Source organism: Pseudarthrobacter sp. fls2-241-R2A-127 (assembly GCF_030209355.1).
GTDB lineage: Bacteria > Actinomycetota > Actinomycetes > Actinomycetales > Micrococcaceae > Arthrobacter.
This window is the reverse complement of sequence record NZ_JARVSF010000007.1, coordinates 24,952-40,562: the sequence shown is the minus strand read 5'-3', so window position 1 is coordinate 40,562 and position 15,611 is coordinate 24,952. Positions and strand designations below refer to the sequence as shown.

General features: G+C 67.0%; 14 protein-coding genes and 1 tRNA gene. 6 read left to right on the top strand and 9 right to left on the bottom strand.

The window, feature by feature from the left end:
* Nucleotides 1-47: 47 nt before the first annotated feature.
* From ettA to QRN53_RS04370, 3 genes are all read right to left on the bottom strand, one after another.
* Nucleotides 48-1,730, bottom strand: a complete 1,683-nt coding sequence (gene ettA, locus QRN53_RS04380; protein WP_285242805.1) for an energy-dependent translational throttle protein EttA — start codon at nucleotides 1,728-1,730, stop codon at nucleotides 48-50.
* 60 nt (nucleotides 1,731-1,790) lie between these two features.
* Nucleotides 1,791-2,345, bottom strand: a complete 555-nt coding sequence (locus QRN53_RS04375; RefSeq protein WP_285242804.1) for a DUF6993 domain-containing protein — start codon at nucleotides 2,343-2,345, stop codon at nucleotides 1,791-1,793.
* 112 nt (nucleotides 2,346-2,457) lie between these two features.
* On the bottom strand, nucleotides 2,458-3,015 hold the full coding sequence (locus tag QRN53_RS04370) for a single-stranded DNA-binding protein (RefSeq protein WP_285242803.1): 558 nt from the start codon (nucleotides 3,013-3,015) through the stop codon (nucleotides 2,458-2,460).
* A gap of 207 nt (nucleotides 3,016-3,222) precedes the next feature.
* Between QRN53_RS04370 and QRN53_RS04365 the strand changes: the two genes are divergently transcribed.
* A tRNA-Arg gene (locus QRN53_RS04365) sits at nucleotides 3,223-3,295 on the top strand.
* A 70-nt stretch (nucleotides 3,296-3,365) separates the two neighbouring features.
* Here the strand turns inward: QRN53_RS04365 and QRN53_RS04360 are convergent.
* Both QRN53_RS04360 and QRN53_RS04355 read right to left on the bottom strand, forming a co-directional pair.
* Nucleotides 3,366-4,319, bottom strand: coding sequence for a CAP domain-containing protein (locus tag QRN53_RS04360; protein ID WP_285242802.1), 954 nt, complete (start codon nucleotides 4,317-4,319; stop codon nucleotides 3,366-3,368).
* Between the two features lie 248 nt (nucleotides 4,320-4,567).
* Nucleotides 4,568-5,794, bottom strand: a complete 1,227-nt coding sequence (locus tag QRN53_RS04355; protein ID WP_285242801.1) for an ROK family transcriptional regulator — start codon at nucleotides 5,792-5,794, stop codon at nucleotides 4,568-4,570.
* A gap of 140 nt (nucleotides 5,795-5,934) precedes the next feature.
* Here QRN53_RS04355 and xylA point away from each other — a divergent pair, with 140 nt between their 5' ends.
* Nucleotides 5,935-7,122, top strand: coding sequence for a xylose isomerase (xylA, locus tag QRN53_RS04350; protein WP_285242800.1), 1,188 nt, complete (start codon nucleotides 5,935-5,937; stop codon nucleotides 7,120-7,122).
* 3 nt (nucleotides 7,123-7,125) lie between these two features.
* A complete protein-coding gene (gene xylB / locus QRN53_RS04345; protein ID WP_285242799.1) occupies nucleotides 7,126-8,544 on the top strand; it encodes a xylulokinase in 1,419 nt (472 codons plus the stop codon).
* A gap of 124 nt (nucleotides 8,545-8,668) precedes the next feature.
* Here the strand turns inward: xylB and QRN53_RS04340 are convergent, their stop codons facing one another.
* Genes QRN53_RS04340 through QRN53_RS04330 form a run of 3 tightly spaced genes read right to left on the bottom strand, consistent with a single transcriptional unit; the run spans nucleotide 8,669 to nucleotide 11,888 of the window.
* Nucleotides 8,669-9,508, bottom strand: a complete 840-nt coding sequence (locus tag QRN53_RS04340; protein ID WP_285242798.1) for a sugar phosphate isomerase/epimerase family protein — start codon at nucleotides 9,506-9,508, stop codon at nucleotides 8,669-8,671.
* Nucleotides 9,505-10,719 carry a dihydrodipicolinate synthase family protein gene (locus QRN53_RS04335; protein WP_285242797.1) on the bottom strand — a complete coding sequence of 405 codons (1,215 nt, stop codon included), beginning with the start codon at nucleotides 10,717-10,719 and terminating at the stop codon, nucleotides 9,505-9,507. Before QRN53_RS04335 ends, QRN53_RS04340 begins: the two co-directional genes overlap by 4 nt.
* The gene (locus tag QRN53_RS04330; protein ID WP_285242796.1) at nucleotides 10,719-11,888 is read right to left on the bottom strand and encodes a Gfo/Idh/MocA family protein; all 1,170 of its coding nucleotides are present in this window, start codon (nucleotides 11,886-11,888) and stop codon (nucleotides 10,719-10,721) included. The genes QRN53_RS04335 and QRN53_RS04330 overlap by 1 nt, the downstream gene beginning before the upstream one ends.
* Nucleotides 11,889-12,059: 171 nt before the next feature.
* Here QRN53_RS04330 and QRN53_RS04325 point away from each other — a divergent pair, with 171 nt between their 5' ends.
* Nucleotides 12,060-13,142: a LacI family DNA-binding transcriptional regulator gene (locus QRN53_RS04325; protein ID WP_285242795.1), complete on the top strand. Its 1,083-nt coding sequence runs from the start codon at nucleotides 12,060-12,062 to the stop codon at nucleotides 13,140-13,142.
* Complete coding sequence (locus tag QRN53_RS04320; protein WP_285242794.1) at nucleotides 13,139-13,915, top strand: alpha/beta hydrolase; 777 nt, start codon at nucleotides 13,139-13,141, stop codon at nucleotides 13,913-13,915. Before QRN53_RS04325 ends, QRN53_RS04320 begins: the two co-directional genes overlap by 4 nt.
* Here the strand turns inward: QRN53_RS04320 and QRN53_RS04315 are convergent.
* A complete protein-coding gene (locus QRN53_RS04315; protein ID WP_285242793.1) occupies nucleotides 13,912-14,823 on the bottom strand; it encodes an aldose 1-epimerase family protein in 912 nt (303 codons plus the stop codon). The two genes, QRN53_RS04320 and QRN53_RS04315, sit on opposite strands and share 4 nt — an antisense overlap.
* 79 nt (nucleotides 14,824-14,902) lie before the next feature.
* Between QRN53_RS04315 and QRN53_RS04310 the strand changes: the two genes are divergently transcribed.
* On the top strand, nucleotides 14,903-15,610 hold the full coding sequence (locus QRN53_RS04310) for a DNA alkylation repair protein (protein ID WP_285242792.1): 708 nt from the start codon (nucleotides 14,903-14,905) through the stop codon (nucleotides 15,608-15,610).
* Nucleotide 15,611 lies beyond the last annotated feature (1 nt).

Here is a 15,611-nt window from a genome sequence, read left to right as displayed (position 1 = left end):
CAGGGTGCCGGCCTTCTGCATTCTGCCTGGCTGCGGCGTCCGCGCTGTTAGTCGCGGGTCAGGCGGCGGTGGGTCACACGGTGCGGCTTGGCCGCGTCAGGTCCCAGGCGCTCCACCTTGTTCTCCTCGTAGGATTCGAAGTTGCCCTCGAACCAGTACCACTTGGAGGGGTTTTCCTCGTCACCTTCGTAGGCGAGGATGTGGGTGGCCACCCGGTCAAGGAACCACCGGTCGTGAGAGACAACGACAGCACAGCCAGGGAACTCCAACAGGGCGTTTTCAAGGCTGCTGAGGGTTTCGACGTCGAGGTCGTTGGTGGGCTCGTCAAGGAGCAGCAGGTTCCCGCCCTGCTTCAGGGTCAGGGCCAGGTTCAACCGGTTCCGCTCACCACCGGACAGGACGCCGGCTTTCTTCTGCTGGTCCGGGCCCTTGAAGCCGAAAGCTGCAACGTAGGCACGGGACGGCATCTCCACGTTGCCGACCTGGATGAAGTCCAGCCCGTCGGAGACAACCTCCCACAGGGTCTTGTTGGGGTCGATGCCCCCGCGGCTCTGGTCCGCGTAGGAGATCTTGACCGATTCGCCGATCTTCAGGTCGCCGCCGTCGAGCGGTTCCAGACCCACGATGGTCTTGAAAAGCGTGGTCTTGCCTACGCCGTTGGGGCCGATAACGCCCACGATGCCGTTCCGCGGCAGGCTGAAGGACAGCCCGTCGATCAGGGTCCGGTCCTCGAAGCCCTTCTGCAGGTTCTTGGCCTCCAGCACCACGCCACCGAGGCGGGGTCCCGGCGGGATCTGGATCTCTTCGAAGTCAAGCTTGCGGGTGCGGTCAGCTTCCGCGGCCATTTCCTCGTACCGGGCAAGGCGTGCCTTCGACTTGGTCTGGCGGCCCTTGGCGTTGGAGCGGACCCAGTCGAGTTCCTCCGCGAGGCGCTTGGCCTGCTTGGCATCCTTCTTGCCCTGGATTTCAAGGCGGGCCCGCTTCTTCTCCAGGTAGGTGGAGTAGTTGCCCTCGTAGGGGTACAGGTGGCCGCGGTCCACCTCTGCGATCCATTCCGCAACGTGGTCCAGGAAGTAGCGGTCGTGGGTGACGGCGAGGACGGCGCCCGGGTAGCTCGACAGGTGCTGTTCGAGCCACAGGACGCTTTCGGCGTCCAGGTGGTTGGTGGGCTCGTCGAGGAGCAGCAGGTCCGGCTTCTGCAGCAGGAGCTTGCAGAGGGCCACCCGGCGGCGCTCACCACCGGAAAGGTTGGTGACATCGGCGTCCGCCGGCGGGCAGCGGAGGGCGTCCATGGCCTGTTCGAGCTGGGAATCGAGGTCCCACGCGTCGGCGGCGTCGATGGCTTCCTGCAGCTTGCCCATCTCGTCGAGGAGGGTGTCGTAGTCAGCGTCCGGGCTGGCCATTTCCTCGGAGATCTCGTTGAAGCGCTGGATCTTGCCGTAGATCTCGCCAACACCTTCCTGGACGTTGCCCAGGACGGTCTTTTCCTCGTTCAGCGGCGGCTCCTGGAGCAGGATGCCCACGCTGTAACCGGGGCTGAGCCTGGCTTCACCGTTGGAGGGCGTGTCCAGCCCGGCCATGATCTTGAGGATGGTGGACTTACCGGCACCGTTGGGGCCCACAACACCAATCTTGGCGCCCGGGAAGAAGGACATGCTTACGTCATCAAGGATGAGCTTTTCGCCAACGGCCTTTCGGGCCTTGGTCATTGTGTAGATAAATTCCGCCATGGTTTCAAATCTAGTGGGTCGGCGGGCAGATCTCACATTTACCGTGGTCCGGCGGCCCGATCAAGACCCCACAAAACACTTCCCGCTGGCGAGGACAGGCAGGACCGTGACAGTCACCGCCCCTTCCCGGACCTGGCCGATCACGCAGTCCTTGCCTTGAAGCACCGCCGCCTCAATGGCGTCCGCTTCCAGCCCCGTAGGCGTACGGCTTTGCGAGACCTGGAGCACGCCGGGGGCAATGCCCGCCCCCGTCAGGGCGTCGCTGACCTGGCCGGTGGCAGGTTTGGGGGCACCGGCGGCCAATTTGGTCAGGGCGTCGGTGACAGTCCGTTTCACTGCCTCGGTGGCTGCGGCGTCGGTGGCCGGCGACGCTCCGGAGGTGTCCGCGAGCGCCCCGCCGCTGCCGTCTCCGGTGGGGGCGGAAGCCTGGGGCCGGGCGGACTGTCCCTGAGTGGCCGGGGCGGCAGCCGATGACGCCGGGGTGCCGGTCTGGTTCATGGTTGGCTGGTTCGATGCCGGACCGGCAACGCACCCTGTCAAGAGTGTGGCCAGGACGGCGCACGCCAGCGCTGCACCGGCCCGGTTGTTCTGCCGGTGGGAAAGGGTGTGCCGCATGGTGCCATTCTGCCATGGTCCTGTTGGCGGACGGGCGGTGGTCGGCCGGGGGGTGCCGCCGTTCCGCCCGCCCGGGTCCGGACGGGAAGCGCTGAAGATTGTTGCGTGGTTCCTAGACTTCTGCGAGTTCCCCCGTTTCGAGGTCGAGTGAGGCCATGGCGCCGTCGTTGTCCTGGACGACCATTGATGCATGGCCCTCATCGTCCGGATGTTCGTCGTCCGTGTCCTCGGGCTCATCCTGGAGTTGGTCCAAGCCGGCGTGGGGGCCGGGATCAGAGGCCGGGGGTGGTTCCACGAGCGAGAGCGCCGGCCGTGACGATGTCCGGATGAAGTTGGCCGAGCCCAGGGACAGGTCATGCCCGACGGTGTCGGCATCGATGATGGTGGAGTGGTAGACGCGCCCGTCCTTCTCCCAGGTACGGATCTTCAGTTTGCCAACGACGATGACCGGCTGGCCTTTCCTGATGCTGCATCCAAGGGTCCCCGCGAGTTGGCGGTACCCCTGGACGGTGAACCAGTTGGTGTGGCCGTCCTGCCAGGTTTTGGATTCCCGGTCGAAACGGCGGTTGGTGGAACCGAGGCGGAAAGAGGCCGTAGCCACTCCCCCCGGCGTGGTGGAACTCGTGATTTCGGTGGCCACGAAGCCCCGGATGGTGATCGTTTCGCTCATCTGTTCGTCCTGTCTCAATGGTGGCGCCCTGTGCAGGCAAGACCAGCATTGCGCCGGACAGCGGAAGTAGAAGAGGGGTGAACCGGCGTATGTGGACAACGCGGGTTCAGGGGCCGCTGTGGAGGGACAGTTGGTTCGATATGACAGCGCCGGCAACTCCGGCAAGGTAAACTTTTCGAGGCGCCGGCGTACAGGCCGGAAGCCGATGCCTCAGTAGCTCAGGGGATAGAGCAGCGGCCTTCTAATCCGCCGGTCGGGGGTTCGATTCCCTCCTGGGGCACATAGAAAAGCGGTCTGACCTACGGAAACGTAGATCAGACCGCTTTTGCTTTCGCTCGGCAATTAGGTCTTTACTGTCCCACTACCCGGAAGCGCACTGCTTCAAGGCGAAGTCCCTGACCGGTGGTTCCGCAAACCTCACCATCACCGACCTCGGGCATCCACCCAATATTTTGGACGTGCGCTTGGCATCGGATTGCCTCACCGGCAATTGTGGATTTGATTTGTATTGCTTCCATGCGAAGCCCCAACCCGGTAGTACCAATTGTCGTCGCCCCAGTGCTGTAATTTTGCCAGCCGATGTTCTGGACATGCGCTCGAACCGTTTGTCCTGACGTAGGAAAGCGGAGCGCTTCCAGCCTCAGCCCTTGCCCTACAGTGCCTGCGGTTTCGCCGTTCGAGACGCTGGACTGCCAACCAATGTTTTGCACATGCCCCGCATAGGAAGACCCCGTTGGGGCAGTGGCCGAAGTTGGGGATGACGGGATCAGGGTAGTCGAGTAGGCCGCCATATTGGAGACCATCAGGTGCCAGCCGGCGTAGGGCCCGCTCGATGGAACCACGTAGCCGATGCCGGCGTCCGTCCCCCGAGGGTCAAGCATGGCTGCCTTGTGGCCGGGAGAGTTCATCCACCAGTCGACCAGCTGCGCGGGGCTGAAGTTAAACCCGATGTTTTCCCGGTACCAGGTGGCGCCGGCGGGGATTTCGTTGCCGCCGGCGTCCGCGCGGTGGATGGTGGCGAAGTCGAAGTTCGGGTCCATCGTGGCGACGCCCAGGTGGTTGGCCCAATCCTGGGATACATCGGCGATCTTCTGGTTCCAGACGAAGGGCGGCGCCCCGACCTTGGCGCGTTCGGCGTTAATCAGGTCGAAGGTCTGTTTGGTGAACGAGTCGGAGATGGTCGTGGCCGGGACCAACGCCGGGACCGGAGCGGCGACGGAAGCGGCTGGGGACAGGAGGCCGCAGCCCATCGTGACAATCAGTCCGAGGATGATCGCGGACATGCGTGAAGAAGAGAATTTCATGAGTACCTCGGTTGGGGCCGGGCGGTAATACCGGGAGACGGCACAAGTCTGCCAGCGCGCCACGGAGGGAAGCGCAGATCTGTGGAGATGCTTGGGCAAGCCTTGGCAGATCCTGAGGAACCCGACTGCCGGGCGCCACTGCGCAGCCTGAGCCGGACCATGGATTCCCAGCCGCTGTAGTCCCGCAGCGACCCGGGCACACAGCCGTCGCACCGGTCTTCGGACCGGTGCGCTTCCGGTTTACCCCGCTATGCCTGCAGCCTGTGCGGCGCTTCGACAAGCGACCGGATGACACTGCCGGCGGCACCCAGCAGCGCCCCCGACTCCCCCACGGCCGAGACCGAGACCTGGCCGGCTGCGTACATGCCCGGCGCGTACGTCTGGAGGCTCTCCAGCAGCGGACCGCGCAGCCACGGTTCGAGGACGGCGAAGTGGCCGCCCAGGACGACGGAGGCGATGTTGACCACCCGCGCCGTTGACGCGAGCGCTATGCCCAGGCAGCGCCCCGCGCGTTCGACGGCGGCCAGCGCCCCCGGCTGCCCTGCGTCCAGCGCCTGGAGGAGCTTGGCCATGGCAGCCGAGCGTGAATTTCCGCCGGATCCGATCCCGGCCGCCTCGAACATGGCGTCCTGGCCTGCCACCGTTTCCAGGCAGCCCGTCCCGCCGCACGAGCATCGGCCGCCGTCGGGGTCCACTACGATGTGCCCCACTTCGCCGGCATGGCCGCCGGGGCCCGTGAAGAGTTCAGACCCGATCACCAGGCCGCCACCCACGCCCACCTCGCCGGAGACAAAGAGGAAATCCGATGCACCATCCGGCCGGTGCCGCAGCTCGGCCAGGGCGGCAGCGTTCGCTTCGTTGAAAAGGGCCACTCCCAGCGGCGCTTCGGGCAGCAGGGCAGCAAGGTCAAGGTCGACGCCGGCCCAGCCCAGGTTGGGTGCCGTCAGCACCCTCCCGGTGGAAGGGTCCACCAGCCCGGGCACGGCGAGTCCGCCGCCCAGGACCTCGACTCCCTTCTCCCCTGCGAGACTCCGTACCCGGGCGGCCAGGACGCCGAGCGCCGCCATGACAGGACCGTCCACGCTCTTGCGGTTATCCCGATCCTGCACCTCGCGGACCAGCACGCCTCCTGCCAGGTCAACCACTGCGGCGGCGATGTAGTCCACGTTGACCTCCATCCCCATGACTGCGCGGCCCGGGTTGAGTTCCAGTCCGACACCCGGACGCCCGCGCCCCTGCGGGTTGAGGCCAATTTCGCGGACGATGCCGGCGTCCAGGAGATCCAGCACCAGGCTGGACACGGATGCCTTGGTCAGGCCTGTGACCGCTGCCAGCTGGGCACGGCTGGGGTGGGCTCCCGGCGGGAAATCGGCGATGGCTCCCAGGACCAAGGCCAGGTTGCTGCGCCGGACGTCACCCACGCTTCCAGGGGCCGTCCCCCCGGGCCCCGCCACCGCAGGCGCCGGCATCACCATCACAAAGCTCCTCAGTCATCAGATGGGCCCCGCCGTTGCGGCTCTCCGGACCCTTGACCCCACCCTACGTCCGCTCATATAGTTCAAGCAATGAACTAAAGCTTCGCAATCCCGCGGAAACCCGATCGCAAGGACGCATCATGACACTTTCCCCCACGCCCGCTGACAAGTTCACCTTCGGCCTCTGGACCGTCGGCTGGACCGGCGCTGACCCATTCGGTGTGGCCACCCGCGCCGCCCTCGATCCGGTGGAAGCCGTCCACCGGCTCAGCGAACTGGGCGCCTACGGCATCACGTTCCACGACAACGACCTGGTGCCGTTCGACGCCACAGCCTCCGAGCGGGAGCTGATCCTGAAGAACTTCCGCGCAGCCCTGGCCGAAACCGGGCTGAAGGTTCCGATGGTCACCACCAACCTGTTCAGCCACCCGGTCTTCAAGGATGGCGGCTTCACCTCCAACGACCGCTCCATCCGCCGCTTCGCTCTCTCCAAGGTCCTGCGCAACATCGACCTCGCCGCAGAACTCGGCGCCGAAACCTTCGTCATGTGGGGCGGCCGCGAAGGCAGCGAATATGACGGATCCAAGGACCTTGCCGCCGCGCTGGACCGGATGAAGGAAGGCGTGGACACGGCAGCGGGCTACATCAAGGACAAGGGCTACAACCTGCGGATCGCGCTGGAACCCAAGCCGAACGAGCCCCGCGGCGACATCTTCCTGCCTACCGTCGGACATGGCCTGGCCTTCATCGCCCAGCTCGAACACGGCGACATCGTGGGCTTGAACCCGGAAACCGGCCACGAGCAGATGGCCGGGCTGAACTTCACCCACGGGATCGCCCAGGCGCTCTGGGCCGGGAAACTCTTCCACATCGACCTCAACGGCCAGCGCGGCATTAAATACGACCAGGACCTGGTGTTCGGCCACGGCGACCTCACCAGCGCCTTCTTCACCGTGGACCTGCTCGAAAACGGCTTCCCGGGCGGCGGACCGAAGTACGAAGGCCCCCGCCACTTCGACTACAAGCCCTCCCGCACCGACGGCTACGACGGCGTCTGGGAATCCGCCAAGGCCAACATGTCCATGTACCTGCTGCTCAAGGAACGCGCCCTCGCCTTCCGCGCCGACCCCGACGTCCAGGCAGCGCTCCAGGCCTCCGGCGTGTTCGAACTCGGCGAACCCACGCTCAAGGCCGGCGAAAGCACCGCGGACCTGCTCGCTGACGCAGCATCCTTCGAGGACTTCGATGCCGACAAGGCTGGCGAGCGCTCCTTCGCGTTCGTCCGCCTCAACCAGCTCGCCATCGAGCACCTCCTGGGCGCCCGCTAGGCCATGGCACTCGTCGCAGGGATCGACAGTTCAACCCAGTCCTGCAAAGTAGTGGTCCGCGACGCGGACACCGGCGAACTGGTCCGCCAGGGCCGCGCCGGCCACCCCGACGGCACAGAGGTCCATCCGGACCACTGGTGGACGGCACTGCAGAAAGCCGTTGCCGAAGCGGGTGGGCTGGATGACGTGGCCGCCATCTCCGTCGGCGGGCAACAGCACGGCATGGTCTGCCTCGACGCGGACGGTGAGGTAGTCCGCCCTGCCCTGCTGTGGAACGACACCCGCAGCGCCGGGGCAGCCGTGGAGCTCATCAACAGCGCCGGCAACGGAGACCCCATTGCCGGCGCACGGTACTGGGCCGGGGCCACCGGCACGGTCCCCGTGGCCTCACTGACAGTGACCAAGCTGCGCTGGCTTGCGGAGAACGAACCGGACAACGCCGCCAAGGTCGCTGCCGTGTGCCTCCCGCACGACTGGCTGACCTGGCGGCTCGCCGGTTACGGGCCGGGCAGCGGCACGGAAGGCCTGGCCGCTTTGGCAACGGACCGCTCTGATGCCTCGGGCACCGGGTACTACTCGACGGCGGAGGGCCGGTACCTGCCGGACGTCCTGGGATCCGCACTGGGGCACGTCCCGGCCCTCCCGAAGGTGCTGGGACCGTTGGAACCGGCGGGCAGGACCGCCGCGGGCGCCCTGCTCGGGGCCGGCGCCGGGGACAACGCGGCGGCCGCGCTCGGGGCAGGAGCGGAACTGGGCGATGTCGTCATGTCGCTCGGCACCTCGGGAACCGTTTTTGCCGTCTCGGACACAGCACCGGCAGATGCATCGGGGCTGGTGGCCGGATTCGCGGACGCGGCCGGGCACTACCTTCCGCTGGTGTGCACCTTGAACGCCACCCGCGTTTTCGATGCCACCGCAGCCCTGCTGGGCGTGGACCTGGCCGAGTTCAACAGGCTGGCGCTGTCCGCCGAACCGGGCGCCGGAGGGCTGACCCTGGTCCCGTATTTCGATGGGGAGCGGACCCCCAACCTGCCGGATGCCACCGGCTCGCTGCATGGCATCACACGGGCCAACTACACCCCCGGCAACCTGGCGCGTGCCGCCGTCGAAGGCGTGGTCTGTTCCCTGGCCGATGGACTGGCAGCGCTGCAGGACCAGGGCGTGGCCGCGCGCCGGATCCTCCTGGTGGGCGGCGGCGCACAGTCCGGCGCAGTTCAGGACGTCGCGGCGCGCCTGCTGGGAACCCGCGTCACGGTTCCCCGCCCAGGCGAGTACGTCGCCGACGGAGCGGCCCGCCAGGCCGCCGCGGCACTCACCGGACATTTCCCCGCGTGGGCCGCTGACGCCGTCGACCTCCCCGGGAAAACGGACGACGCCGGCGTGCTGGCACGGTACCGCCGGCTCGCCTCGGCGTACGCCTAGGACAGTCCGGGAAACCACGAAGGACCCGGACCGCTCTGCAGCGGTCCGGGTCCTTCCATGCGGGGCGCAGGCTCCTGCCGTGACGTAGCAGGAGCCCGCGGTCTGTGCGGCCTTCCGGGCCAGGTCAGGCGAACGGGAGGACGAGCTCTGCGTACCGCTCCTTGACGGTGGCCAGGACGGTGTTGCCGTCCGTGTCCCAGATCTCCTGGTTGAAAATCTCCACCTCGATGTCGCCGGTGTAACCGGCGTCCCGTACCCAGGTGCCGATCGTGGCGAAGTCCACCACGCCGTCGCCCATGTATCCACGGGACAGCAGCGGATCGGCTTCGATGGGCATGTTGAAGTCGCACACCTGGTAGGAGGCGATGCGGTTCTCCCTGCCGGCTCGTTGGATTTGCGCTTTCAGTTCCGGGTCCCACCAAACGTGGAAGGTATCCACGGCGACGCCCACTGTTGAGGCATCGAACGGTGCTGCGAGGTCCAGCGCCTGCCCAAGGGTGGAGATCAGCGCACGGTCGGCCGCATACATCGGGTGCAGCGGCTCCAGGACCAGGCGGACGCCATGTTCGGCGGCAAAGGGAACCAGGTCCGCGAGCCGGTCGGCAACCCGCTGCCGCGCCGCTACGACGTCCTTCTCCCCCGGCGCAAGGCCGCCGACCACCAGGAACAGTTCCCGGGTGTCCAGGGCGACCGCTTCAAGGATCGCTGCGCGGTTGTCCGCGAGCGCGGCCGCCTGGCCGTCGGCGTCGGCCGCGGTGAGGAACCCGCCGCGGCACAGCGAGGACACGCGCAGGCCGGCGTCCTTGATCAGGCGGGCCGCTTTGTCCAGGCCCGCTTCCTCAACGCGGTCCCGCCAGGGCCCGATGGCGGGAATGCCGGCGTTGACGCACCCCTCAACGACCTGGGCGAGCGTCCATTTCTTGGTGGTGGCGCTGTTGATGGAAAGGCGCGCGAAGTTGCTCATACCCCTACCCCGTTGATGCGCAGGTAGTCGGACATCCGGAAGGCCGCCAAGGCGGGATCCCTCAGCAGTCCGGCCTGGTCCGCCAGTTCAAAGGTCCTGGCGAGGTGGCAGACCGAGCGGCCGGAATGCAGGCCGCCCACCATCTGGAAGCCTGGCTGCTTGCCGTTGAGCCAGGACATGAAAGCGATGCCGGTCTTGTAGTAGAACGTGGGGGCGCTGAAGATGTGCTTGCCCAGTTCCCGGGTGGAGTCGAGGATTTCGCGGGCCTTGGCGGCGTTTCCGGACTCGTAGTTCTGCAGGGCAACCGATGCTGCGGGGTAGATTGCCGCGAAGATTCCCAGCAGGGCATCGGAGTGGTGGCTGCCATCGCCGTCGATGAGTTCCGGGTAGTTGAAGTCGTCGCCGGTGTAGAGCCGGACGCCGTCGGGCAGGGACGCCCGCAGGGCCACCTCGTGGCCGGCGTCGAGCAGCGAGACCTTGACACCGTCCACCTTGGCGGCGTTGTCCTTGATGAGGCCGAGGAACGTCTCTGTGGCCGTGGCGACGTCGTCCGATCCCCAGTAGCCGGCGAGGGCGGGATCGAACATGGTGCCCAGCCAGTGCAGGATGACCGGCTGGTCCACTTCCTGCAGGAGGGTGGAGTACACCTTCAGGTAGTCTTCGGGGCCCTTGGCAACCTTCGCCAGGGCGCGGGAGGCCATGAGGATGACCTTGGGTCCGGCCTCGCTGACGACGGCGATTTGCTCGCGGTAGGCCTCGAGGACGGCTTTGATGCCGGCCTCGCCGGAAGGCAGGGCATCGACGTCGAGCTGGTCGGTTCCGGCGCCGCAGGAGACGAGGTCGCGGACGGACTTTCCGGCAGTTGCCGCATTGCCGGCCGAGGCGACGGAGGCAGCTTCCACGCCTGTGCGCTTGATGAGCTGCTGCGTGGCGGACCAGTCCAGGCCCATGCCGCGCTGGGCGGTATCCATGGCATCGGCTACGCCGAGGCCGTAGGACCACAGTTCGTGCCGGTACGCCATGGTGGCGTCCCAGTCCAGCCGCGCGGGGGCACCCGGGGTGTTGTCGGCGAGCACTTCGGGGATGACATGGGCGGCGGCGTAGGCCCGGCGTGCGGTCAGGGGCGCCGTGGGGCGGACCCAGGTGGCGCCGCCCTGCAGCCGGTACTCCCTGGTGCCGCCGTCTTCGGAGGGAAGGATGAGTGAAGTCATTAGAGGGTGATCTCCGGGATGTCGATGGTGCGGCGTTCGTCGTTGGACCGCAGGCCCAGCTCGGCGAGCTGGACACCCCGGGCGGCGGAGAGCAGGCCGAAGCGGTGCTCACGGCCGGCGACGACGTCACGGAGGAATTCCTCCCACTGCAGCTTGAAGCCGTTATCCAGTTCGGCGTTGGCCGGTACTTCCTGCCACTGGTCGCGGAATGATTCGGTGACGGGAAGGTCCGGGTTCCAGACGGGCTTGGGGGTATGGGCGCGCTGCTGGGCGACGCACTTGTTCAGGCCGGCCACAGCCGAGCCGTGGGTGCCGTCCACCTGGAATTCGACCAGTTCGTCGCGGTAGACCCGGACAGCCCAGGAGGAGTTGATCTGCCCGATGACGTCGTCCCCGGCCGGAGTTTCGAGCTCGAAGATGCCGTAGGAAGCGTCGTCGGCAGTGGCCTTGTACTCTTTGCCGGCTTCGTCCCAGCGGGCCGGGATATGGGTGGCGGTCTTGGCGTTGACGCTCTTGACCTTGCCGATGATGCCTTCAAGCACGTAGTTCCAGTGGCAGAACATGTCGGTGGTCATTCCGCCGCCGTCTTCCTTGCGGTAGTTCCAGGACGGGCGCTGGGCTGCCTGGATGTCGCCTTCGAAGACCCAGTAGCCGAACTCGCCGCGGATGGACAGGATGCGGCCGAAGAAGCCTTCGTCCACCAGCCGGCGGAGCTTGACCAGGCCGGGGAGGTACAGCTTGTCGTGGACAACGCCCGCCGTGACGCCGGATTCCTTGCCGATGCGGGCAAGTTCAATGGCCTCCTCCAGGGTTTCTGCCGTCGGCTTCTCTGTGAAGACGTGCTTGCCCGCCAGCATCGCCTTCTTGAGGGTGGCTGCACGCAGGCTGGTCATGGAAGCGTCGAAGACGATATCCACGGTGGGGTCGTTGATCACGGCATCCAGGTCGGTGGTCCATTCGGATACCTTGTGCTTCTCCGCCAGTTCACGGATTTTGGCCTCGTTGCGCCCCACCAGGATGGGCTCAACCTGGACGCGGGTGCCGTCTTCCAGGGTGAAGCCGCCGGCATCGCGGATGGGCAGGATGGACCGCAGCAGGTGCTGGCGGTAGCCCATGCGGCCGGTGATGCCGTTCATGGCAATACGGATCGTTTTAGTTTCGAAGCCCATGTGTCCTCCACGGTGAGTGAGCAAGGTGTACTCAAGACGAATTGGGAAAGCGCATTCCCTCTGTTTCCATGATGCACCGCGCCGTTCCGCTTGGCAAGCGCTTTCCGGAAGTAGTTTGAACTGTCATAATGTCCTTAGCCTTCGAGGCCGCCCCGACCACCAGGAGATGCTGTGGCTGCTAGTACCCTTACCGAGGTTGCCCGCCTCGCCGGCGTCTCGCCCGCCACGGCGTCCCGCGTGCTGAACGGCTCGGCCCGGACTCCCGGCAAGGACATTGCCGAGCGCGTCCGCCAGGCGGCCGATTCACTGGGTTACATCCCCAACGCCCAGGCCCAGGGCCTTGCCAAATCCAGCTCGGGACTTATCGGCCTGATAGTCCACGACATCGCCGACCCGTATTTCGCTGCCATTGCCCGCGGCGTCCAGGACGCCGCTCGGGAACAGCGGAAAATGGTGCTCCTTGCCACCACCGGGGGCGGCCCAGCGGAAGAAAAGGACGCCGTGGCCGCCTTCGCCGCCCGCCGTGCCGACTCCATCGTGATCGCCGGTTCGCGCTCCTGCCGCGCCGAAGACCAGGAAGGGAACGCACAGCTGGCTGCCGAACTTGACCGGTATTGCCGCAACGGCGGCAGGGTGGCCGTGGTGGGCCATCCTGTGGTGGGCGCCACCGCCTTGGAGGGCTACCACGTCATTGAAGTACCCAACCAGGAGCTTGCCGGCCGGCTGGCTGCTGACCTTGCTGCCGGGCGCGACGGCGACTTCGTCATTATTGGCGGCCCGGAAGGCCTGTACACCTCTGATGACCGGATCCGGGGCTTCCAGGAAGGCCTGGCCCGGGCCGGGCACGGGCCGGCAGAGGTGCTTAGGAGCGCCTTCAACCGTTCGGGCGGCTACGAGGCTGGCCTGCAATTGGCTGCACGGATCAAAGCGGCAGCCGCCGGGGACGCCGCCGCGCCGAAGATGTGCATTTTCGCTGTCAACGACGTGATGGCCATAGGTGCCGCAGCAGCCCTCCGGTCCGAGGGCCTGAGGATTCCCCGCGACGCCTCAATCGCAGGTTTCGACGACATCGAAACGCTGCGGGACTTCCGGCCGGCCTTGTCCACCGTGCGCCTGCCGCTCGAAGATATTGGTCGCCTGGCCACCCGCGCCACCCGCCCCCGGCCTGCCGGCGAGGACCAGGACGCCGCCCCTGCCGAGGCCGTTACCGGGGAGGTCACGCTGCGGCGCAGCACCGAGGCAGCCGCCGTATGAGGCCGCACAGGATCACCGCAATTCCGGCGCGCACGGATGCTGCCGGCCCCCACCCGGCCATCCTTGTCCTGCCGGGCGGCGGCTACGCACGCCAGGCGGACCACGAAGCGGAACCGGTGGCGGAATGGCTCGCTTCGCTGGGGATCCACGCTTTTGTCCTGCGCTACCGTGTGGCCCCGGACCGCCACCCCGCGCCCCTCGAAGACGCCAAGGAGGCCATGCTCTTCATCCGGAGCGGACCGCACGGGCTCGACGTGGACCACAAGCGCGTGGGGGTCCTGGGATTCTCGGCCGGCGGCCATCTGGCGGCCACGCTCTCCACCGCAACCATCACCGGCAACCGGGACCTCGACGTCGACGCCGCCGTCCCTGACCTCTCGATCCTTTGCTACCCGGTGGTGTCCATGGTCCAGGACATGCACCAGGGGTCGGTGGACAACCTCCTGGGCGACCTGCCGCCGTCGGACCTCCTCGTGGCGCTGTCCGCCGAGCTGAACGTGACGGCCCGGACCCCGCCGGCTTTCCTCTGGCACACCGCGGACGACGACGCCGTCCCGGTGGCCAACAGCCTGAACTACGCCAAGGCCCTGATAGCCGCCGGCGTTCCCGCCGAACTGCACGTCTTCCCTGCGGGGCGCCACGGCCTGGGCCTGGCGGTTGGGGACCCCGGCCCCGGACAGTGGACGGGGCTGTGTGCGTCATGGCTGGAGCGTGCCGGCTGGGCGGACTGCGCGGCCGCAACAACCCGAGCCGCGGCAGCCGGCTCCCGTTAGTCCCGCTGGTCCACGGCGCGGATGGTCCAGCTTGCTGAGTGGGACCCGCCCGGCTCGAGATGGATCAGGTCTGTTCCGGAATTGAAGGCGTCCGGCGGGCACGTCATGGGCTCAACCGCCAGGCCCAGGCGGTCCGGTCCAACAGGCTTATCCCCCGTATGCACCTGGACCCAGGGCCACTCCGGCCCCCATTCCAGTTCAACGCCGGTTCCCGATGGATCAAGGACCCGGACGCGTGCCAGCCCGGCAGCGTCGCGGGATATGTCCTTGAAAGCGTGGTCTATCTTGACCTGGCCAAGGAGCCGGGACGAGCGGAAGTCGAAGTCGCCTCCCTCGACCGGACGCAGGCCCACGGGCAGCAGCCGGTCCGGCGTGACCTCCAGGTAGGTGCCGGCGGCAAATTCCAGCGACCAGTCATCCAAGGGGGAAGGACCGGCCACCAGATAGGGATGCGGGCACACCCCGTACGGCGCCAGCCGGGTGCCGGCGTTGACCGCCTGCACTGTTCCCTGGAGGCCGTCGTCCGAAAGGGAGTACGTGACCGTGAGCTCAAGGTCGCCGGGATAATCCGGGCCGGACGGGATACGGCAGCGCAGGACCGCCCTGTCCGCGCCAGCCTCCTGGACCGCCCACGCGCGGTGGATCGCCAGCCCGTGCAGGGCGGAGCCGCGTTCGGGCTCATTGACGGCTGCAGCATATGACGTGCCGGCATAGGGATAGGTGCCGTCCGCAAGCCGGTTGGGCCACGGCGCGCAGATGACGCCCCGGTAGTCGGGCACAGCGCCTCCCGGGCCAAAGCCCACCACCAGGTTCCGGTCACCGCAGCGCAGCTCTCGGAGGGCGCCGCCGCGGGTGGTCACGACGGCGGTGTAGGGTCCGTGGGCCAGGTGGACTTCGGTTCCGGGCATGGCGTCCTTCACAGTAAGTTTTGTTAGCGCTAAACAGAATACGTTATCCGGCCGGATCCCGGCTGGTTAGAGTTGCCACATGGAAGCGGGACCCGACCAGCACCTTATCGCTGCAGTCAAGAGCGCACTGTGGGAGCTGTCCGATCCCGCGCGTGCCGCCGGTGCGCAGGCTTACATGAAATCTTCGGTGCCGTCCCTGGGGGTCCGTGTCCCGAATGTCCGCCGGATCGCGGCGCAGGCCACGTCAGAGTTTCCCCCCGCATCGGCCGCCGGGCTGCGCGCCACAGTCCTGGAACTGTGGCGCACGGCCGCGTTCCGGGAAGAGCGCTATGCAGCCATCGACCTGACCGCCAACCGGCTGCTTGCCAACGACTTGGAGATGCTGCCGGTGTACGAGGAAATCATCCGCACCGGCGCCTGGTGGGACTTTGTGGACGGCGTGTCCGGCCGGATCTGCGGGCTGCTGTTGGTGCACCCTGCCGAGATGTCCGCTGTCCTCAGGACATGGAGCCGGGATCCGGACTTCTGGATCCGGCGCGCGTCCATTACGTCGCAGCTCCGGGCGAAGCAGGCCACCGACAGGGCGCTGCTCGCCGACGTCATTGAGCCGAACATGGCGGACCAGGAATTCTTCATCCGCAAGGCGATTGGCTGGGCGCTGCGCGAGTTCGCCAAAACGTCACCGGAATGGGTAGCCGATTTCGTCGCCCGGCATGGGCAGGAGCTGAGTCCGTTGTCGCGCAGGGAGGCCCTGCGCAGGATCGGCGCCGGCACCGGCAAGTCCTAGC